This window comes from Larkinella bovis, assembly GCF_042655385.1.
GTDB lineage: Bacteria > Bacteroidota > Bacteroidia > Cytophagales > Spirosomataceae > Larkinella > Larkinella bovis.
In genome coordinates this window covers 73717-94018 of sequence record NZ_JBHSMA010000014.1, presented here as the reverse complement: position 1 = coordinate 94018, position 20302 = coordinate 73717, and the positions used below count along the sequence as shown (strand labels likewise).

At 53.6% G+C, this 20302-nt stretch carries 22 protein-coding genes; 17 read left to right on the top strand and 5 right to left on the bottom strand.

The genetic code is table 11. From position 1 onward, the window contains the following. The first annotated feature begins 47 nt into the window (after positions 1-47). The 5 genes from ACFPMF_RS25205 to ACFPMF_RS25185 all read left to right on the top strand — a co-directional run bounded on the left by ACFPMF_RS25205 (position 48) and on the right by ACFPMF_RS25185 (position 4357). Positions 48-1286, top strand: coding sequence for a SufS family cysteine desulfurase (locus ACFPMF_RS25205; protein ID WP_379850376.1), 1239 nt, complete (start codon positions 48-50; stop codon positions 1284-1286). Between the two features lie 99 nt (positions 1287-1385). Further along, positions 1386-1835 (top strand): SufE family protein, encoded by a 450-nt coding sequence (locus ACFPMF_RS25200; RefSeq protein ID WP_379850374.1) that lies wholly within the window; start codon positions 1386-1388, stop codon positions 1833-1835. A gap of 11 nt (positions 1836-1846) precedes the next feature. Beyond that, a complete protein-coding gene (locus ACFPMF_RS25195) occupies positions 1847-2158 on the top strand; it encodes an SUF system Fe-S cluster assembly protein (RefSeq protein WP_379850372.1) in 312 nt (103 codons plus the stop codon). A gap of 117 nt (positions 2159-2275) precedes the next feature. After that, positions 2276-2701 (top strand): BrxA/BrxB family bacilliredoxin, encoded by a 426-nt coding sequence (locus ACFPMF_RS25190; RefSeq protein WP_379850370.1) that lies wholly within the window; start codon positions 2276-2278, stop codon positions 2699-2701. A 123-nt stretch (positions 2702-2824) separates the two neighbouring features. Beyond that, positions 2825-4357 carry a capsule assembly Wzi family protein gene (locus tag ACFPMF_RS25185; RefSeq protein WP_379850368.1) on the top strand — a complete coding sequence of 511 codons (1533 nt, stop codon included), beginning with the start codon at positions 2825-2827 and terminating at the stop codon, positions 4355-4357. Positions 4358-4363: 6 nt separating this feature from the next. Here the strand turns inward: ACFPMF_RS25185 and ACFPMF_RS25180 are convergent, their stop codons facing one another. After that, a complete protein-coding gene (locus tag ACFPMF_RS25180) occupies positions 4364-5554 on the bottom strand; it encodes a dipeptidase (RefSeq protein ID WP_379850366.1) in 1191 nt (396 codons plus the stop codon). A gap of 152 nt (positions 5555-5706) precedes the next feature. Between ACFPMF_RS25180 and ACFPMF_RS25175 the strand changes: the two genes are divergently transcribed. Continuing rightward, complete coding sequence (locus tag ACFPMF_RS25175; protein WP_379850364.1) at positions 5707-6459, top strand: SDR family NAD(P)-dependent oxidoreductase; 753 nt, start codon at positions 5707-5709, stop codon at positions 6457-6459. 39 nt (positions 6460-6498) lie between these two features. Here ACFPMF_RS25175 and ACFPMF_RS25170 read toward each other — a convergent pair whose 3' ends face one another. Together ACFPMF_RS25170 and ACFPMF_RS25165 are read right to left on the bottom strand one after the other, a co-directional pair. Beyond that, the gene (locus ACFPMF_RS25170; RefSeq protein ID WP_379850362.1) at positions 6499-6987 is read right to left on the bottom strand and encodes a PaaI family thioesterase; all 489 of its coding nucleotides are present in this window, start codon (positions 6985-6987) and stop codon (positions 6499-6501) included. Between the two features lie 70 nt (positions 6988-7057). Continuing rightward, the gene (locus ACFPMF_RS25165; protein WP_379850360.1) at positions 7058-7990 is read right to left on the bottom strand and encodes a Ppx/GppA phosphatase family protein; all 933 of its coding nucleotides are present in this window, start codon (positions 7988-7990) and stop codon (positions 7058-7060) included. A 278-nt stretch (positions 7991-8268) separates the two neighbouring features. Between ACFPMF_RS25165 and rpsU the strand changes: the two genes are divergently transcribed. The 3 genes from rpsU (at position 8269) to ACFPMF_RS25150 (ending at position 10226) form a co-directional block, all read left to right on the top strand. Further along, on the top strand, positions 8269-8466 hold the full coding sequence (rpsU, locus tag ACFPMF_RS25160; RefSeq protein ID WP_038120545.1) for a 30S ribosomal protein S21: 198 nt from the start codon (positions 8269-8271) through the stop codon (positions 8464-8466). Positions 8467-8528: 62 nt separating this feature from the next. Continuing rightward, positions 8529-9452, top strand: coding sequence for a tyrosine-type recombinase/integrase (locus ACFPMF_RS25155; protein ID WP_379850357.1), 924 nt, complete (start codon positions 8529-8531; stop codon positions 9450-9452). A gap of 36 nt (positions 9453-9488) precedes the next feature. Then, positions 9489-10226, top strand: coding sequence for an EboA domain-containing protein (locus tag ACFPMF_RS25150; protein WP_379850355.1), 738 nt, complete (start codon positions 9489-9491; stop codon positions 10224-10226). Between the two features lie 67 nt (positions 10227-10293). On the opposite strand, the gene ACFPMF_RS25145 is transcribed toward ACFPMF_RS25150, so the two are convergent. Both ACFPMF_RS25145 and ACFPMF_RS25140 read right to left on the bottom strand, forming a co-directional pair. Then, entirely contained in the window at positions 10294-10956 is a 663-nt protein-coding gene (locus ACFPMF_RS25145; RefSeq protein ID WP_379850353.1) for a hypothetical protein, read from the bottom strand. Between the two features lie 81 nt (positions 10957-11037). Then, positions 11038-11685 (bottom strand): DUF4136 domain-containing protein, encoded by a 648-nt coding sequence (locus ACFPMF_RS25140; protein ID WP_379850351.1) that lies wholly within the window; start codon positions 11683-11685, stop codon positions 11038-11040. Between the two features lie 210 nt (positions 11686-11895). On the opposite strand from ACFPMF_RS25140, the gene ACFPMF_RS25135 reads away from it, so the two are divergent. The 8 genes from ACFPMF_RS25135 to ACFPMF_RS25100 all read left to right on the top strand — a co-directional run bounded on the left by ACFPMF_RS25135 (position 11896) and on the right by ACFPMF_RS25100 (position 20287). Then, a complete protein-coding gene (locus ACFPMF_RS25135; protein WP_379850349.1) occupies positions 11896-12828 on the top strand; it encodes a TatD family hydrolase in 933 nt (310 codons plus the stop codon). 71 nt (positions 12829-12899) lie between these two features. Continuing rightward, on the top strand, positions 12900-13775 hold the full coding sequence (gene eboC, locus ACFPMF_RS25130; protein WP_379850347.1) for a UbiA-like protein EboC: 876 nt from the start codon (positions 12900-12902) through the stop codon (positions 13773-13775). A 94-nt stretch (positions 13776-13869) separates the two neighbouring features. Continuing rightward, positions 13870-15018 carry a 3-dehydroquinate synthase gene (locus ACFPMF_RS25125; RefSeq protein ID WP_379850345.1) on the top strand — a complete coding sequence of 383 codons (1149 nt, stop codon included), beginning with the start codon at positions 13870-13872 and terminating at the stop codon, positions 15016-15018. Beyond that, on the top strand, positions 15015-16241 hold the full coding sequence (gene eboE, locus ACFPMF_RS25120; RefSeq protein WP_379850342.1) for a metabolite traffic protein EboE: 1227 nt from the start codon (positions 15015-15017) through the stop codon (positions 16239-16241). The genes ACFPMF_RS25125 and eboE overlap by 4 nt, the downstream gene beginning before the upstream one ends. Before the next feature lie 34 nt (positions 16242-16275). Then, positions 16276-17649 carry an alkaline phosphatase family protein gene (locus ACFPMF_RS25115; protein WP_379850340.1) on the top strand — a complete coding sequence of 458 codons (1374 nt, stop codon included), beginning with the start codon at positions 16276-16278 and terminating at the stop codon, positions 17647-17649. 271 nt (positions 17650-17920) lie between these two features. Further along, on the top strand, positions 17921-18775 hold the full coding sequence (locus ACFPMF_RS25110; RefSeq protein ID WP_379850338.1) for an SDR family oxidoreductase: 855 nt from the start codon (positions 17921-17923) through the stop codon (positions 18773-18775). Between the two features lie 15 nt (positions 18776-18790). Continuing rightward, a complete protein-coding gene (locus tag ACFPMF_RS25105) occupies positions 18791-19651 on the top strand; it encodes an SDR family oxidoreductase (RefSeq protein ID WP_379850336.1) in 861 nt (286 codons plus the stop codon). Positions 19652-19912: 261 nt separating this feature from the next. After that, positions 19913-20287: an HPF/RaiA family ribosome-associated protein gene (locus ACFPMF_RS25100; RefSeq protein ID WP_379850334.1), complete on the top strand. Its 375-nt coding sequence runs from the start codon at positions 19913-19915 to the stop codon at positions 20285-20287. Positions 20288-20302 lie beyond the last annotated feature (15 nt).

The following is a 20302-nucleotide window of genomic DNA, read 5'->3' as shown; positions in this document are numbered from 1 at the left end:
GAGCAACTCATAACTCATAACTCTTCACTCATAACTCATAACTCCTTATGCAAATCGCGCCCCACGAAATCCTTGATATAGAAGCCATTCGCCGGGACTTTCCGATTCTCGATCAGGTCGTGAACGGTCGGCAACTGGTTTATTTCGATAATGCGGCCACCACGCAAAAACCGCTGCCGGTGCTCAACGCCCTGGCGCGGTATTACGAGGGCTATAATGCGAATATCCACCGCGGTATTCACACCCTGGCCGAGAAGGCAACGTCTGCCTTCGAAGCGTCGCGCCGGGCCATTCAGCAATTCCTGAATGCGGCCCAGGTGGAAGAGATCATCTTTACCTACGGCACGACCGACGGCATCAACCTGGTGGCGCAAACCTACGGTCGGCGGTTTTTAAAGGAAGGGGATGAGATCATCATCACCACGATGGAGCACCACTCGAACATTGTCCCCTGGCAGATGGTGTGCGAGGAAAACGGGTGTGTGCTGAAAGTAATTCCCATCGACGACAAGGGCAATCTGATTCTGGAAGAATACGAAAAACTGCTCTCCGAACGAACCAAATTTGTTTCGGTAGTCCATGTTTCGAATGCGATGGGCATCATCAATCCGGTGAAAACCATCATCGAGAAAGCCCATGCCGTTGGCGCCAAAGTGCTGGTGGATGGCGCCCAGGCCAGTTCACACATCGACATCGACGTGCAGGAACTGGATCCGGATTTTTACGTCTTTTCGGCGCATAAACTCTACGGCCCGACGGGCATGGGGGTGTTGTACGGCAAGCGCGCGGTACTGGAGGCCATGCCACCCTGGCGCGGTGGGGGCGAAATGATCAAGGAGGTCACGTTCGAGAAAACCACCTACAACGACCTGCCCTACAAGTTCGAAGCCGGAACCCCGAATATTGCCGACGTAATTGCGGTGTATGCCGCGCTGGAATACCTTGAAAACCTCGGCAAGCAAAAGGTAGCCGCCTACGAACATCACCTGCTCGAATACGCCACCGAAGCCCTGGAAAGCATCGACGGTTTACGGATTATTGGTCAGGGACCGGATAAAATCAGTGTCGTTTCGTTCGTGCTCGACGGGATCCATCACCAGGATACGGGCGTTATTCTCGATCAGCAGGGCATCGCCGTCCGGACGGGCCACCACTGCACCCAGCCCCTAATGCGTCGGTTTAACATTACGGGAACCACCCGGGCTTCCTTTGCGGTTTACAATACCAAAGAGGAAATCGACCGGCTGGTGCAGGGTTTGCACCGGGTTCAGAAAATGATGCGGTAAGCTTAACGCGCAAACATCATGGTCACGGAATTTATCAAGATTCTACCACCAAAGCGGTAGCTATTCGTCCGATGGGAAGACCTCTGGGCACGTTATAAAATGACGATCAACGAAAAACAGGACGAGATTATCGAGGAATTTGATCTGTTTGACGATCAGCTCGATAAAACACAATACATCATTGACCTGGGCAAAAAACTACCGCCCATGCCGGAGCAGTTCCAAACCGACGATAACCTGATTCGGGGTTGCCAGTCGAAGGTCTGGCTGCATTCCGAAATGCAGGGGAATACGGTTCATTTTGAAGCCGACAGTGAACCGACGGCCCAGATCAGCAAAGGCCTGGTGAGTCTGTTGATCCGGATTCTGTCGGATGAAAAACCGGAAGCAATTGCCCAGGCCGATTTGTATTTCATCGATCGCATCGGTTTGAGTACTTTAGTAACCTCCCGGCGCGCTGGTGGACTGGCTTCGATGATTCAACAAATGAAACAATTTGCCGCCTTCCAGGCCGGTAAAAACCAGGCTGCCGAGCAGTCAACGCTTTAATGGAAACTGTCATGAATGAGTCTGAACTGAAAGAAGAAGTTGTCAAAGCCCTGAAAGAAGTGTACGATCCGGAAATTCCGGTCGATGTCTACGAACTGGGCCTGATTTACGACATCAAGGTTTTTCCGATCAATAACGTCTATATCCTGATGACCCTCACCTCGCCTTCCTGCCCATCGGCCGGAACTATTCCGGGAGAGATTGAAGCCAAAGTGCGGGCCATCGAGGGCGTTAATGACGTGAGCGTTGAACTGACCTTCGATCCCCCCTACTCGACCGAGATGATGTCGGAAGTAGCGAAACTCGAACTCGGGTTCATGTAAAAGGAACGGTTAGAGTCATGGAATGGTTATACTGGCGAAATGGTGAATTGCCTTTTAGCCAGCAAACCATTTTTAGCCATAACAATTTAGTTACCATAAACTTTTAAATATACTACGATGTATCCTCCTCATTTAGTTGCCCCGATGAAGGACGAACTGCTCAGCGTCGGTTTCGAGGACCTGAATACCGCCGAGAAGGTCGATGACGTAATGCAAAACGCCGAAGGCACCATGCTGGTGGTCGTTAACTCGGTTTGTGGCTGTGCGGCTGGTGCGGCTCGTCCGGGTGTGAAAGCAGCTTTGGCCCTGAGTGATATTAAACCCGATAAACTGGTGACGGTTTTTGCCGGTGTCGATTTTGATGCGACCGCCCGGATGCGGGAATACCTGCTGCCGTATCCGCCGTCGTCGCCCTCCATCGGGATTTTCAAGGACGGTGAGTTGGTTCATTTCATTGAACGGCACCACATTGAAGGCCGTTCGGCGCAGATGATCGCCCAGCACCTTGAAATGGCTTTCGAAGAATTCTGCGAAAAAGCCTAAGCAAGTACATTTAACCAATCGAAAACCGGTAGTTTTTCACTACCGGTTTTTCTTTTTTGAGGTTTCGTCATCCGTAGATGTAACTAATGTTGCAATAACATAAACATTTGTTTTTTTTGTTGCATGGAAAAACGCTACTGTCTACCTCTTTTATTTATTCTTTCTTCATTCGTTGGCTGGGCGCAACCAGCCCCCCCCCACCAGGCTGTTGGGTACGCGGAAGTTGGCACTTTCGGTTCAACCACCGAACGAATTCCCTTTTGGTTAAGAGCCAATCAATATGGCACGATTCCCTTGTCAGGCCCCGGTGGCACCCTCCGGCTTGGCGTCCAGGGTTCGCTCCTGCTAACAGACACGACATCGGTTCGGTCGTTTATTCATCCGGGCCGGGAATGGACACTGTCGTATGCCGCTGAGGGCGTTGCGAATGCCGAAAAAAACAGTACGGTCCTGCTGCCCGAAGCATACCTCAAACTCACCCACCGCGGGCTCGTCCTGCTCGCCGGTCGGCGACGCGAAGTGATCGGACTGATCGACTCTACGCTTTCCTCCGGTTCGTATGGCTGGTCGGGAAACGCGTTACCGCTACCGAAAATTCAGATCGGCACCCGGGGATTCCTCCCATTCCGATCAGGAAGCTGGCTCGCCGTCAACGCATTCATCGCGCACGGCTGGTTTGGCAATACCTGGTACGTGAAACGCTCCTACCTGCACCAGAAAGCCGTTACGTTTCGGATCGGCAGACCTTCCGCGCGGGTACGCTTTTATGTCGGCCTTAATCACCACGTACAATGGGCCGGTCATACCGACCATTTGCCGGATAATTCAATTGCCATCAATGGTCAGATGCCCAATCGGCTCAGTGATTTGCCCAATGTCATGTTTGCCATCCGTACCAACGGTTTGAATAATGACCGCATAACCAAATTTGACTGGGAAAACATGTACGGAAACCACGTCGGCAGCACCGATTTCGCGCTGGAAACGTCGCTTTCCGGTTTTCATCTTCTGGCGTACCACCAGCATTCCTTTGAAGATGCTTCCAGCTTTCTTCTCCAGAACGTCCCGGACGGTTTATACGGTATTCGTTTACGCAATACCAGACCCGCCAACACCTTTATTCAGATAAATGGAATCAACCTTGAGTACCTGACTACGGTTTTCCAAAGTGGGGATCCGAACCTGAAGAATTTGCAATTCGGCTGGGGTGGCGACAATAATTTTAACCACGCCCAGTACCAGGAAGGCTGGATTTATAGAAACCGCGTCATTGGAACACCGTTTTTAACCCGCCTGATTGACGCTAAACCCGAAAACCGGATCGGTTATATGGTGAATAACAACCGGGTCAGGATGGCTCATGTCGGCCTTCAGGCAACCCTGGCAGGACAGCTTCAGCTCATTGCCAAAGTGTCCTATAGTGAAAATAAGGGAACGTATAACTTTCCGTTCCGCAAAACCCTGCCCCAGTGGTCGTCGATCGTGCAACTCGGCATGCCGCTCAACTGGCTCGGTGATACCTGGCTGACAGCCGCCCTGGCGGTCGATTCGGGGCAACTTTATGAGAATGCAACGGGCGGTTTTATCAGCCTTCGGAAAACCATCTGGCAAACGGCGGGTGCCCGCGTTCCCCAAAAACCGCCGGGACGGCTTTAAGGGACGTTACTCTTTTTTAGCCTGCCCCAACACCCGCAGCAGATTCCCGCCCCAGATTTTGGCAATATCCTTTTCGGAATAGCCTTTACGCACCAGTTCCAGCGTCAGGGCCTCGATCTGGGTGACGTCTTCCATACCGTTGACGCCCCCGCCCCCGTCGAAATCGCTGCCGATGCCGACATGATCGATCCCGACCAGGCGCACAATATGGTCGATGTGTTTGACGATATCGGCCACACTGGCCCGCTCGTAGGCGTACCGCTTCTGGATGGAATCGGCTTTGGCATCGAGCTGTGCCTGCATGGCGGGTGTCACCACGCGCCCCACCCCCGACATCCGGACCGCATTCAGGGCCTGCCGGTGTTCGTCCGACGGTTTCCGGAGGTAATCGCTTACAAAATTAACCTGGATGACGCCCCCTTTGGCCGCCAGGGCTTTGATCATATCGTCGGTCATGTTCCGCGGGAAATTGCAAAGCGCGCGGGCGTTGGAGTGCGACGCAATCAACGGCGCTTTCGATACTTCCAGCGCGTCGTAAAATGATTTATCGGAAACGTGCGAAACATCGATGAGAATGCCCAGCCGGTTCATTTCCTGCACCACCTTGCGCCCAAACGGACTCAGGCCGTTGTGCAACGGACCGTCGGGGTCGGTGGCAGAGTCACAAATGGCGTTGTTGGCAAAATGTGAAAGGGTGATGTACCGGCAGCCCAGGTCGTAATAGGTTTTCAGTAAGGACAGGTCTTCTCCCACCGGATACCCGTTTTCCATGCCGATAAAAACCGCCCGCTTTCCGGCTTTTTCGATCCGGTAAGCATCAGCCGGTGTTGTGGCCAGTTCGGCCTGATCGGGATGTTTCTTCAGCGCATCGTGAATGCGCTGAAAAATCCGGAGGGCGTTGGCTTTAGCCTCGGCATGGCCTGCGGGCGTACGGGGTCCCTGCGCCAGATAAACCGCAAAAAACATGGCGTCCATTCCGCCTTCCTTCATCCGGGGAAAATCAATTTGCGACTGATCCCGCACCCGGTCGTGCCGCTCGCCCACATCAAAACCGTCTTTGACCATGTTGATCGGCGCATCGGCGTGCGTGTCGAGTGTCAATACCCGTTCATGAATTTTATGGGCTTTCCGGGTCAGCCGATCGGCGGGTTGAAGCAAGAGAACAACCAGTAAAACAAAGGAAAAAAGTGCGTTCATCAATCAGGAATCTAATACCCCAAGGTAGAAAAGAAACGCTGAATTATTCCCATTCAAACCGCCGAAATCCTCGGAAAGACCGGGTGGACTTTGATTTATCCAAATGAGCATGTATTTATACACCAAATTCGCCAACGTTTAATGATTCCAACATGACCCCAACAGCTCTGATTACCGGTGCCACTTCCGGCATTGGTCTCGCCATTGCCAACGCTTTTGCCAAACTGAACTACCGACTGATTTTGTGTGGACGACGCCAGGAGCGATTGGACGAACTGCAACAGACCCTCGGCCAACAGACGGAATGCTACACCCTGACGTTTGACGTTCGCGACCGGTCGGCGGTCGAAACCGCCCTGGGTTCCTTGCCTGATGCCTGGAAAACCGTCGATATTCTCATCAACAATGCCGGAAATGCCCACGGTCTGGGGCCTATTCAGGAAGGCGACGTCAACGACTGGGACGCCATGATCGACGGTAACGTCAAAGGATTGCTGTACGTTACAAGAGCCATTTCGCCGGGCATGGTGGAACGCGGGCACGGGCATATCGTCAACATCAGTTCAATTGCCGGCAAACAAACCTATGCCAACGGCGGTGTTTATTGTGCTTCGAAAGCCGCCGTCGAAGCCCTGAGCGAAGGGATGCGGCTGGACCTGACCCAGCACGGGATTAAGGTTACCAACGTGGCACCGGGAGCGGTCGAAACCGAGTTTTCGATGGTCCGCTTCAAAGGCGATGAAGCGCGGGCGGCCAAGGTATACGAAGGCTTTACGCCCCTGACGGCCAGCGACATCGCCGATGCCGTAGTCTACGCCGTGACAGCCCCACCCCACGTCACCATTGCTGACCTGACGATTCTGGCGTCCGCTCAGGCTGCCGCCACGACGATTCATCGGAAATGAAAGGACAGGAGGAAAGAAAACCGTTCCTCCTTTCTCCTTTTACTGAAATATCATACAGGTTGAAGTCGCGTGGGCGTAGAGCTTTCCCTGCTCGTCTTCGACCCGGGCTTCGGCGGTGGCCACGCTCCGGCCTACGTGAATGACCGTGCCCGTGCAAATCAGTTTGCCGGTTTTGGCCGTCACGGGCCGCACCAGATTCACTTTGAGTTCAAGCGTGGTATACCCCACACCGGCCGCCAGTTTGGTATGGATGGCACAGCCCATCGCCGAATCGCAGAGCGTACTCAGCAATCCGCCGTGGACGACGCCAATCGGGTTGTAATGAAATTCGGATGGGATGACGGCAAAAACCGCCTTGCCTTCCTCCATCGCCACCGGGTCGAAATCCAGCGTCTGGCAGATGGGCGGCAACGGGTTTTCACCATTCAGAATGCTCTGAAGGTATTCTAACCCGGACATTTGTTTAGCAGCCTGGGCGCCCTGCATCGGATCTTCCCAGGTATACGACCGTTCTCTTTCTATGGCCATTAGTACTTGACGTTTTGGGATAAAAAACTCACTAAAATACAAACTCCCGCTTCCGGAAGCACGTCAAAAATCAAATTTTTCCGTTTTGGAGCGCTGATAGCTCCGCCAGTAGGCCTTCTTTCAACGAATAGGTCGAAACCCGGATTTGCCGGATCCCGTACGTTTTCAAAAGATAGTCGATCAGGCAAACGCCCACCACAATCATATCGACCCGCAGTTCGATCATTCCCGGCAACTGCATCCGCCCGGCGTGGTTACGGGTCAGCAGCAATTCGTACGAACGATAAAACTCGCTGATGGGCAGAAGAAAAGCCGTCTGCCCGGCCTCCGGCCACTGCCCTAGTTCGTGCATATACTGCATATCGATCAGCGTATCGAACGAACCCGACGAACCGACCAGTACCGTCGGGGCATACTGATGAATGGCATTGGTAAGCGTTAACAACTGCTCCTGAAAAAACCGGTTCATCCGGCGGATCGCCGTCGGACTGATCGGATCGGTGTCCATAAATCGTTCCAGCAGCCGCTGCCCCCCGATTTCAAAACTCTGCTTCCAGTAAATTCGCTGCCGGGTCCCAAGAATACATTCGACGCTCCCTCCACCGATATCGACCACCAGGGCCATTTGATCGTCCAGCGCACCAGCCGCCCGCACTCCCGCGTAAATGTAACCCGCTTCTTCCTCACCCGAAATGGAGCGAATGACAATCCCAGTTTCCTGGCGCACCCGTTCGATAAAGTCCGTCTGGTTGCCCGCATTACGGATGGCACTCGTTCCGATGGCAACGGCCTGCTCCGCTGCGATCCCGTGCTGATCAAGCACTGACCGGAAATACCGCAAAACCGTTAACGCCCGCTCGGTAGCTTCAGTGGTAATTACACCCTGATTAATCCCCAATTTCCCAATTTTAGCCGGCCGACTTTCCCGGAAGAGCGTCTGCCCCTCGCCCGTAATCATTAAATGAAAAGTATTCGTTCCGAGATCGATAACCGCTTGTTTCATGAATGCTGGATGGTTGGATGCTGGCTGGTTGGATACTGGATATTGGATATTGATGGTAGATGATTGAGTTGTTTATAATACAAGGAAAACCGTAAAGGATTATCAAATTGCCTTTCTAGTTCCAATATCCAGCATCCAGTATCCAACCAGCCAGTATCCAGCTCATCCAGTTCCCTCCTCTCTATGTGAATGATTTCACGCAAAACTATTGGATTTTTCTTTTCAGAAGCCTATCTTTGCAATCCGTTTGATATCAGAAAATTAACGAATAGCAGAATATGCTTATCATAAACGTCAAAGAAAACGAATCCATTGATAAAGCCCTGAAGCGCTTTAAGAAGAAATTTGAAAAAACCGGCGTATTGCGTGCCTTGCGTTCCCGGACTGCCTTCCAGAAACCGTCGATCAAACGTCGTCAGGAGATCCTGAAAGCGGTTTATCGTGAAAAAATGTACGGCAGCAACAGTGAAGCATAAGTTGTAGCATACATTCGGCGACAGCATGGGTTGGCAGTAGGCATAGGCTTACTGCTTTTTTTATGCTATCTTGGTTCTTCTTCCTGCTTGACGGTTTTATGGTTGCGCTTTTCCTTGAACACATCCGCTACGAAAAACGCCTGAGCCACCACACGCTCACGGCCTACCGCACTGATATGGACCAGTTTCAGGCGTACCTGAAAAGCGAGTACGAACTGGAACAACCCGAAACCGCCAGCTTCCACCAAATCCGGTCGTGGATTGTCAGTCTGGTGGAAAATGGGCTGGACAAAACCTCTGTCAACCGGAAAATTGCGACCTTGCGGAGCTTTTACGGTTTTCTGCTCCGCCGGAAGGCTATTGCTGCCGATCCGATGCTGAAAGTATCGGCGCTGAAAACCAGCAAAAAAATCCCGGTTTTTGTGGAAGAAAAGCCAATGGAAACCCTGCTGGACGACGTCGATTTTCCGGACGATTTCAAGGGCCTGCGCGATAAACTGGTGCTTGAGTTCCTGTACGGCACCGGCATCCGGCTGGCCGAACTGGTGGGCCTGAAAGTAGCCGACGTCAACCTCTACGAGAAAACCATCACGGTACTGGGAAAGCGCAACAAACACCGCATCATTCCGGTGCCGAATCCGCTGTTCACTCTTATTCAGCAATACCAGCAAGCAAAGGAAACGGAATTTGGCCCCAAAGCCGACCCGGTTTACCTGATTCTGAGTGATCAGGGCGTAAAAGCCTACCCGGTTTTGATTCAGCGGATTGTGAAGCGCTATTTAGGCCTCGTTACGACGCTGGAAAAGAAAAGCCCGCACGTGCTGCGTCATACCTACGCGACGCACCTGCTCAACCGGGGAGCCGACCTGAACGCCATCAAGGATTTGCTGGGGCACAGTAGTCTGGCGGCCACGCAAATCTACACGCATACCACCATCGACAAGCTCAAGAAAGCCTACAACCAGGCGCATCCGAAGGCCGGGTAAGTTGGCGGGAGTCGATCTGCTTGCTACCTTTACCGCATGAATGCAACAGCCCTTTCCGACACCCTGCTCGACCTGATTCAGCGGCAGCCAAACGCCGAAAAAGCCGTCACCTACCTGACGCAACAGGCCGACGCTTACCCAAAAAATCCGGCCACGGCCACCTTTTACCGCGTTTTTACGGCCCTACCGCGCTTCGTGGGCAAATCGCTCATCGAGGTTCCGCCCGCTACGGCGCAGGAAATTCAGACACTGCGACCCGGTTTTACCGTAGACGGCTGGACACTCGACCGGCTGGCGCGGGTGTGGTGGTTGCTCCAGCTACCGGCCAATGATCAAACCGCCTATACCAGCACGATTGAGAATTTGTTCAAAGGGGCCGAAATAAACGAACTGGTGGCGCTGTATTCCGCCTTGCCCGTTTTGCAGTTTCCGGAACATTGGCGGTTTCTGGCCACCGAAGCGGTACGCAGTAACATGAGCCCGGTGCAGGAAGCCCTGATGGTCTGCAACCCGTATGCGTCGGAACAATTGGACGAACCGGCCTGGAATCAACTGATTATGAAAGCCTTTTTCTGCGACCTGCCCGTCGATCAGATCATCGGTTTCCGGGAACGGTCCAACGAGCGACTCGCGCGCATTGTCATCGATTACGCGCACGAACGCCAGGCTGCCGGACGCACGATCCACCCCGAACTCTGGACGCTGGTAAAACCGTTCGTGACGGAGTCCAATAAAGCCGAACTGGAGAACTTATTCCGTACCCACGGACTTTAGCCCGTGTTTTTTTGAAATTGCCAACTTATCAGGCACCTAAAGCACGGACTAAAGTCCGTGGATACGGTTAGAGCCAGCGGTACGACAAGCCGACGGAAAGCAGCAGGTTCGTACTGTTGTTCAGTTCGTTGTACTTGAAAAATACGTTCTGGTACTGCGCCTGAATCTCCCCGCCCAGATTATTGCCTTTGCCAAACTGGAACTTCGCGCCGACCGCTGGGGCCAGAGCCGCCCGGATGCCGGTTTTCTGATCGGCCAGCGTACCGTAATACTGCGTATAATCGACGTAAGCGCCCCCCGCGCCCAGCTGCAAATACGGCCGGAACGTCGAATTGACATCGTTGAGATACACCGACCCGATAGCCAGCAGGGGAACGAGCGTCAGCGTTCGGGTCTGGACGGCCGAGATATCGCTTCCGTCCGGGAAGGAGAACACCTGCCGGGGTAACCGCTGGCTGAAATACTGCTGACCGATGCGGCCCCCCACCGAAAACCGCCCCGGAAACATGGCTTCGAAGGCCAGGGCAAAACTCCGGCTTCCGGCTTTGTCAATATAGTTCTGCTGACTGCCCATCGGCAGCGCAGCCCCGTAAAAAACCGTCGCCCGCCCGGATACAAACTGGCGGTAGAGCGACGATTGATACGACTTTTCTTCATCCGGACTGATTTGCGCAACCGCTCCCAGTGCCCAAACCAGTCCGATCAAACTAAATATGATCTTTTTACTCATGGCTTTTTGTCGATCAAAGACCGGAGAAGTGAAAGAAAAGATCAATACCTTTTTTCTTTCCTCCCGTGTCTACCCTCTTTCTTATTGATTAGCCCGTAAATAGGCCGATTGTTCGAATACCCTGGTCAGGATGGAATCGATTGAAGCGGCATCGAAAATACCGTTCCCCCGAATCTGGGCCTGCCAAACCACCTTCAGCTCCTTATCGGTCGTATTCGGATGTTTCAGGTCAATGGCCTGAATCAGCCAGTAGGTGTCACTGACTTCGTAAAACGAATAATAGCTTGGGTAATACGGACTGTAGCCGCCCCAGCCACCCAGTCCGCCGTAGCCCCAGTAATCGAGGTAATAGGGTGAAAACGGCATGGAGCTAACGCCCACGTAGCTGTTGTTGACCAGCATTACGGCCACCCCCAGGTCGGCGCTATCCTTCCGGCTGACCCGCTGGTACCCCCGGTTGGTCAGTTCCTGCGCGAGCCGGTTCAGGAAAGGCGGCTCCAGACCGGTATTGGAAAGCTGGGCCTGGTCGTTGGAAATCTGCACCACCGAGTCGGGCAGACTAAACGTTTTATACGCGGCAAAATTGACCGACTGATCGCGGTTCGTAATAAACACCTGACTATCTTCCGGGGTCAGGTCGCTCAGGGCGTCGGGGCGGCAGGAACTGATTCCACTTCCTATTCCTCCGCCTATTGCTACCCACAGCAGAATCCGAAATATGGGTTTCATAATTAACTAACGAAATAGTACAACTTATTTTAGTAGTCGATGCTCCATACATCGCTCCTACTTAACTAAACGTTTTTCCTTTCGGTTTTGATAAAAAGGGAACGGTTCTTAATCCTTTTCTAATCACTCCGGCCACGGAATCGTTCGGTCCATCACTTGCAACTGGGTCGCGGGCCAGCTACCTTTGTTTTTTTACAACCCGACAATATCATGAGTTTTTTAGAGAGCATCCGGGGCATGAAGTTCTTCGACATGCACGTGCACATGACCTCCCGCACCACCGACGATTACCAGGCCATGGCCGACGCCGGCATTGTGGCCCTCATCGAGCCGGCTTTCTGGCTCGGCCAGCCGCGCACAGGCGTCGATTCCTTCCGGGATTATTTTGCCAGTCTGGTGGGCTGGGAGCGGTTTCGGGCGTCGCAGTTCGGCATCCGGCATTACTGCACCATCGGTTTGAATTCGAAAGAAGCGAACAACGAAGCCCTGGCCGAGCAGGTCATGGAAATTCTGCCGTTGTTTATCTATAAAGAAGGCGTGGTGGGCGTCGGCGAAATCGGTTTTGACGACCAAACCCCGCTAGAAGAAAAATACTACCGGGCGCAGCTGGAACTGGCGAAGGAGGCCAATCTGCCGGTGCAGATTCACACCCCCCACCGCGACAAAAAGCAGGGCACCAGCCGCAGCATGGATATTGCCATCGAACACGGGCTGGACCCCGGCATGGTCATTGTCGATCATAACAACGAAGAAACCGTGAAGGAAGTCCTGGATCGGGGCTTCTGGGCCGGTTTTACCATTTATCCGTTTACCAAAATGGGCAACGAACGGATGGTGGAGGTCGTCAAACAATACGGACCGGAACACATCATGATCAACTCGGCAGCCGACTGGGGCATCAGCGATCCGCTGGCGCTGCCCAAAACCGCAGCCCTGATGAAAGAACGCGGCATTGCCGACGAAACCATCCGGCTTGTAACGTTTCAGAATGCCGTGACGGCCTTCGCCCAGAGCGGCCAGCTCAGCCTCGAAGACCTCGACCAACCACTCGACATCGACCAAAGCCAGCGCTACAACGGCAGCTCCGTTCTTCGCGGTGGCCAGGCTCCCCGGGTCGACAAATCTTCAACGATCATAAAATAAGTGATGCCTGATCCAGGAGGAATGGAGCTGATGCACACTCATTCCTCCTGGATCAGGCATCATTCGCTCCCATGTTGCTTCCGCTTCTTCGCCTAACCCGCCCTGCGAACCTGGTCACGGCCGTTGCCGATGTCATAGCCGGAATGGCCATTGCCGGGTATTTCCTTATTCCCGACGCTGATCCGGCCCCGGTTGGCTGGTTATGTTTGTCAACGGTTGGCTTATACGGCGGGGGCGTCGTATTCAACGATGTGTTCGATGCGGAGCTGGACGCTGTCGAACGGCCCGAACGGCCTATTCCGAGCGGCCAGGTCAGCCTGCGGGCGGCCACGCTACTGGGCGTTTTTTTATTCGCAATCGGAATCGTAGCCGCCTGGCTGGTGAACCCAACGGCAGGCTGGTTTTCGGTAGCGATCACAATCGCATCGCTGGTGTACGACAAATACGGCAAGCATAGCGCCATTCTCGGCCCGCTCAACATGGGCTTGTGCCGGGGCCTTAATCTGGCCCTGGGGATCAGCATTTTCCCCGAACTGCTATCGACCTGGGCCTTCCTGGGCATCATTCCCATTATTTACATTGCCGCCATCACGATGATTAGCCGGGGCGAAGTACACGGAGGGAATGCCGGTGTTCTGCGAATTGCCGGTTTGCTGTACGGCCTTGTTATTGGTAGCATCGGAGCCATTGCGCACCAGCGGGGCCAGCTGGGCACCGCCGTTCCGTTTTTACTTCTTTTTGGCTCCTTCATTTTCCCACCCCTCTGGCGGGCCATTCGCGAACCGCAGGGTCGCAACATCGGCCTGGCCGTCAAAGCCGGTGTGTTATCGCTGATTGTCATGAATGCGGCCTGGGTCGCGGCCTTTGCTTCCTTTCCACTGGCCATGCTGGTGGTTTGTCTCCTTCCCCTGTCGCGGTTGCTGGCAAAAGTATTTGCCGTCACCTAGCCGAACGCTTCCGGTTAATTGCTTGTTCTAGAAGACAAACCGTCCGGTTTGTTTTTTCAGTATCTTTACATTTTATCATCATTATCTGCGAGGAATGAACACCCTTCATCAGTCGTTCAGCGTTCGGTTTACGTACGATGTCTACTTTTCCGATCGTCTGTTTGAAAGTACTAACCCGACCTTACTTGATTTCCTGCAAAAACACCATTCCGAAGGATTTCGCAAAAAGCTTTTATTTATTCTGGATGAGGGCGTTACGACGGCTCACCCCGAACTGCCCGACCAGATTAAAACCTATTTTTCCCGCGTTTCGATTGTTGACCTGATCCCGGATCTGATCGTGATTCCCGGTGGTGAAGGCTCCAAAAACGATCCGTTGCTGGTCGATCAGCTCGTTGAGGCCGTTGATCGTTACGGCATCGACCGGCATTCGTACGTGGTCGCCGTCGGGGGCGGTTCCGTCCTCGATCTGGTGGGTTACGTGGCCGCCATTTCGCACCGGGGCATCCGGCACCTCCGCATTCCGACGACGGTTCTGTCGCAGAACGATTCGGGCATCGGGGTGAAAAACGGGGTCAATTACCGGGGCAAGAAAAACTTCCTGGGTTCCTTTGCGCCCCCGACGGCGGTTTTCAACGACGCCCATTTTCTGGCTACCCTCGACGACCGCGACTGGCGGTCGGGCATGTCCGAAGCCATTAAAGTGGCCCTGATCAAAGACCAGGCATTCTTTGTCTGGCTGGAGGACAACGCCGAAAAGCTGGCCGCCCGCGATCTGGAGGCCATGCAGTACCTCGTTCACCGCTGCGCCGAGCTGCACCTGAACCATATCGCCAGTGGGGATCCATTCGAAATGGGATCGTCGCGACCGCTTGATTTTGGTCACTGGAGCGCCCACAAGCTCGAACAACTCACGGATTTTGAGGTCCGCCACGGCGAAGCCGTTGCCATCGGCATTGCCCTCGACAGCGTGTATTCGCAGCGGATGGGCTGGCTCAGCGAAGCCGACACCAACCGGATTCTGAACCTGGAACGAATTCTCGGTTTTTCCTTGTTTCACCCGGCGCTCGACGGCGATGGCGTGTTGAAAGGATTGAACGAATTCCGGGAACACCTCGGCGGTCGGTTAACCATCATGCTGCTAAAAGCCATTGGCAAGGGCGTGGAGGTGCACGAAATGGACCCGAACCGGATTCGTGAAGCGATCGGCATTTTGAAAGAGAACGAAACGCAACCCGTATGAAAACCGCACTGGGACATCTCGGGTACTGCACCAATATTCACGCGGGCGAACACTGGCCGGAGCATTTTACCGCGCTCCAGCAGGCCATTCCAGCCCTCAAACAAAAACTTTCGCCCAACGCGCCGTTCGGGATCGGCCTGCGGTTGTCGAACGTGGCGAGTCAGGAACTGACCCAGGCCGAACGCCTGCGGGAGTTTCAGCAATGGCTGACCGACAATGACTGTTACGTCTTCACGATGAACGGTTTTCCGTACGGCGGTTTTCACCACACCCGCGTCAAAGACCAGGTGCACGCGCCCGACTGGCGGACGGCCGAACGAGTCGATTACACCATCCGGCTTTTCCAGTTGCTGGCCGCGCTGCTGCCCAAAGGGGCAAACCGCTTGACCCGGGCCGGTATTTCGACCTCGCCCCTTTCCTACCGCTACTGGTTCCGGTGGGACAACCCGGACGAGCGCGATCTGGCGTTTGAAGCAACCACCCAGCGGTTGATGACGGTGGTGGAAGAACTGGTTCGGATCAAACAGCAGGAAGGCATTAGCCTCCACCTCGATCTGGAACCCGAGCCCGATGGTCTGCTCGAAACCGCCGACGAATTTATCGACTGGTTCAATCTGTATCTGTTGCCGATCGGCATCGAGCGGCTCAACGATGAGTTCGGTTTTTCGGCCAGCGAATGCGAAGCGGCTTTGCGCGAACACGTGCAGTTGTGCTACGACGTTTGTCACTTTGCCGTGGGCTACGAACGGCCGGAAGAAGTCCTTAAAAAGCTGAATGACAATAATCTGAACGTCGGCAAAATCCAGATCAGCGCGGCCCTGAAGGCTACGTTTCCGGTTGAAGAAAATAGCCGGGAAGCGGTTCTGGACCAATTCCGGCAATTCAACGAACCAACCTACCTGCACCAGGTCGTCGCCCGGAATTCGACCGGTGATTTGCTGCGGTTTCCGGATTTGCCCGAAGCACTGCTGGCCTTTGATCAAAACCACGTCGAATGGCGGTCGCATTTTCACGTTCCGTTATTTGTGAACGATTACGGTTTGCTGCAATCCACGCAGGACGATATTCGTGAGGTGCTTCGTCTGCAGCAGGCTAACCCCTTCACGGAGCAATTGGAAGTAGAAACGTATACGTGGGAAGTCTTACCCGAAGATTTGAAACTGCGGCTCAACGATTCCATCGGCCGGGAATTGGAGTGGGTTTTGCATAAAATTAACCTGTAACCGTCGTAACGACCTGGCAGGGCTATTCGCAAGTATGAAAAAAACCGTCGTAATTGATGTGGTGGGGTTGTCGTCCTCGCTGATTGGCGAACACACCCCCTTTCTGAAACAATGGGTTTCCGGTAAGCAGCTTTCGACCATCGAACCCATGCTGCCCGCCGTCACGACCTCGGTTCAATCGACTTACGTGACGGGAAAATGGCCCACCGAAACCGGCATTGTCGGCAACGGCTGGTATGACCGGACCGATTGCGAAATCAAATTCTGGAAACAGTCGAATAAACTGGTGGGCGGGGAGAAAATCTGGGAACGCGCCCGGCAACTGGATCCGTCGTTTACGGTTTCCAAAATGTTCTGGTGGTACAACATGTATTCCTCCGCCGATTTTTCGGTCACACCGCGTCCGCAATACCACGCCGACGGTGTCAAAGCGCCCGACTGCTACAGCCACCCGTCCGACCTGCGCGACCGTTTGCAGGATGCACTGGGTACGTTTCCGCTGTTCAGCTTCTGGGGACCGAACGCCAACATCAAATCAACCCGCTGGATTGCCGATGCCTCGCTGCTGGTGGATCGCTGGCACGATCCGACGCTGACACTGATTTATTTACCGCATCTTGATTACTGCCTCCAGAAGTTCGGCACCGATTTCAGCAACATTTCGAAGGAACTACACGAAATCGACGCGGTTTTGCGCGACCTGATTCAGCATTACGAGCGGCAAAGTACGGAAATCATCCTTCTCTCGGAGTACGGAATCACGAACGTCAGCCGCCCGATCCACCTGAACCGCCTGTTCCGTGAAGCCGGACTGATCAATGTCCGGGTCGAGCAGGGGCTGGAATTGCTGGATGCGGGAGCCTCGCGGGCGTTTGCCGTGGCCGATCACCAGGTGGCTCACATTTACATCAACGACCCCTCCTGCGCGGCCCAGGTTCGTTCCATTCTGGAAAAAACCGCCGGTATTGAACGGATTCTCGACGAAGCCGGAAAAAAGGAGCATCACATCGACCACGAGCGGGCGGGTGATCTGGTAGTCATGGCCGACGCCGAAAGCTGGTTTACCTACTATTACTGGACCGACGACGCGAAAGCCCCGGACTACGCCCGGCTGGTCGATATTCACCGCAAACCGGGGTACGATCCGGTCGAGATGTTTATGGACCCGGCCAATCCGATGATCAAGCTCAAAGCCGGTTATAAACTGCTCCGGAAAAAGCTGGGATTCCGGTACCTGATGAACGTCATTCCGCTGGACGCGACCCTGATCAAAGGCTCACACGGGCGCGTCGGTACGCCGGTTGACTACCACCCGGTTTTCGTTTCCTCCCAAAAAGGATTAGCCACCGGAAAACCGCTTCAGGCCGTTGAGGTCTTCGGGAAAATCTGGGAATCCCTTACGTCGTAGCAGACCCGAAAACCGCCGAAATCGAATAGATTACCTTCTAAAAACCGGATACTGACCAGTGTCCGGTTTTTTAATTGTCCCGTTTAATAATAGAATTCGACCCATTCCACCGGGATTAGGTTGTTCTTTATAGACAGGGAGGTGCGATATGAGAGAAGAGACGTAAAAGGCCATCAGGTTTGTGAACCAGCGTTTTATTTTCTCTTGTCTTCTATCTCATCTCCTTTGTCTATTCAAGCTTTCTGATTTACTCAACAACGAACGAAACGGTATGGAAACGAAAATTCCACCCCAGCATCAGGACATACAACCGGGTCTGGAAAGCGAGCTGGACCCGCAGCCGAAAGTAATTCGGTATACGTATGTCGGGTCGGGGAAATTGAAGGGAAAAGTGGCGTTGATCACGGGAGGAGATAGTGGCATTGGGCGGGCCGTCGCGGTGCATTTCGCCCGCGAAGGGGCCCAGATTGCCATTTCCTATACACCCCGCGAAGAAGAAGATGCCCGGAAAACCAGAGCCCTGGTAGAAAAGGAAGGCCAGCCGTGTTTGCTCCTGCCGGGCGATTTGCGCAACCCCTCATACTGTGAGCAAATCGTCGACGATACGGTCCGGCGGTTTGGCAAACTGAACATTCTGGTCAACAACGCCGGTTTTCAGTTGCAGCACCAACAATTTGAGGATATGACCGACGATGACCTGGTCAAAACGTTCGAAATCAACATTTACTCCTTTTTCCGGGTGACCCGAGCGGCTCTCAAACACCTCCAGGCAGGCGACTGCATCATCAACACCACCTCGGTTACGGCCTACCAGGGCCGCGCTGACCTGCCCGAATACTCCGCCACGAAAGGTGCCATTATGAGCTTTACCCGGGCGTTGTCGTCGAATCTGGCGGACAAAAAGATTCGCGTCAATGGAGTCGCGCCCGGTCCTATCTGGACCCCGTTGAATCCCGCGTCGGTCAGTGCCCCGGAAGTAGCCCAGTTTGGAAAGGATGTACCGATGAAACGCCCCGGGCAACCCAGCGAAGTGGCCCCCGCCTACGTGTATCTGGCTTCTGATGATTCCACGTATGTAACCGGTCAAACCCTCCATCCCAACGGCGGAACAATTATCAACGCCTGAAAACTGCCTACCCTCATGAATCTAGAACAGGAAACACCGCCCCAGCACCAGAACGAGCAGCCGGGGCTGGAAGAACTGATGCATCCGCAACCCATTTACATCCGCGATACCTACGTCGGCAGCGGAAAATTACAGGATAAAATCGCCCTGATAACGGGCGGAGACAGCGGTATTGGCCGGGCCGTCGCGGTGCATTTTGCCCGCGAAGGGGCCGACCTTGCCATCGTGTACCACCCGCGCGAAACCGGCGATGCAGAAAAGACCAAAAGGCTGGTAGAAGCCGAAGGACGGCGTTGTCTGCTCCTGTCCGGGGACCTGCGAAACCCGTCATTTATCAGACAAGCAGTTGATCATGTCATTGCCGAATACCACCACATCAACATCCTGGTCAACAATGCCGCCAACCATGTCGAACAGCGCGAGTTTACGGCGATTTCGGACCAGCAACTGATCGAGACCTTCGAGCTGAATATTCTGGCCATGTTTCGGCTGATCCGGCAGGCATTGCCTCATATGACAGCCTACGATTGCATCATCAATACGACGTCGGTCGTGTCGTACCGGGGCAGCAAGGCACTGGTCGATTATGCCTCGACCAAAGGGGCCGTAACGGCATTAACGCGGTCGTTATCGCAACATTTGGTGGAGCGCAACATCCGGGTCAACGCGGTAGCACCCGGCCCCATCTGGACCCCGCTGATTGTTGCGACCAAAACCGAAAAAGAAGTGGCGGAGTTTGGAAAAGACACGCCCCTGGAACGCGTCGGGCAACCGGCGGAAGTCGCTCCGGCCTTTGTTTTCCTGGCGTCGGAGGATGCGTCCTATATGACCGGCCAGGTCCTGCACGTGAATGGGGGCGAGGTGGTCAATACGTAATTTATGCCAAAAAATGACAAAAATCAGCCCTGATTGCTGATTTATCAGATTGTCAAATTAGATAATAAGAAGAATTTTTGCATTACCGCAGATGACGGTTGGTACGATAAATGTTGGTTTTGAATCGTGAGTAAGCATTCGTACAAAATTGGACAATTGCCTAAGTTGGATATTTCGTGCACCCTCTTGCTTCTGTCAACAGGATTTCCAAACTTAGGTAGTCCATGGGTTCCTTGTTTAACTTTAAACCATGCGACACGTATGAGAATTCAAATTCATTGCGTCCATTTTACGGCAGATCAAAAGTTGCTGGACTTCATTCAGAAGAAGCTCGACAAATTAGACACCTTCAACGACCGGATTATTAGCGGTGAGGTTTATTTGAGGTTGGAGGGGAGCGATACCAGCAAAATCAAACAGAAAGTTTTTGAAGTTAAACTGTTTTTGCCGGGAGATTCCATCTTCGTTCGTCAACAGGGTACCACGTTCGAAGAAGCAACCGATATGGTGATCGACACACTCAAAAACAAGTTAAAACGTCATAAAGATAAACAACGTAATATTTCCGCGCAGCAGATCAAAGAGTCGCGGGATTTGGTGGAAGAGGGCGTTCTGAATGAAGACCTCGAGTACTAACCAATTCGTTCCTCA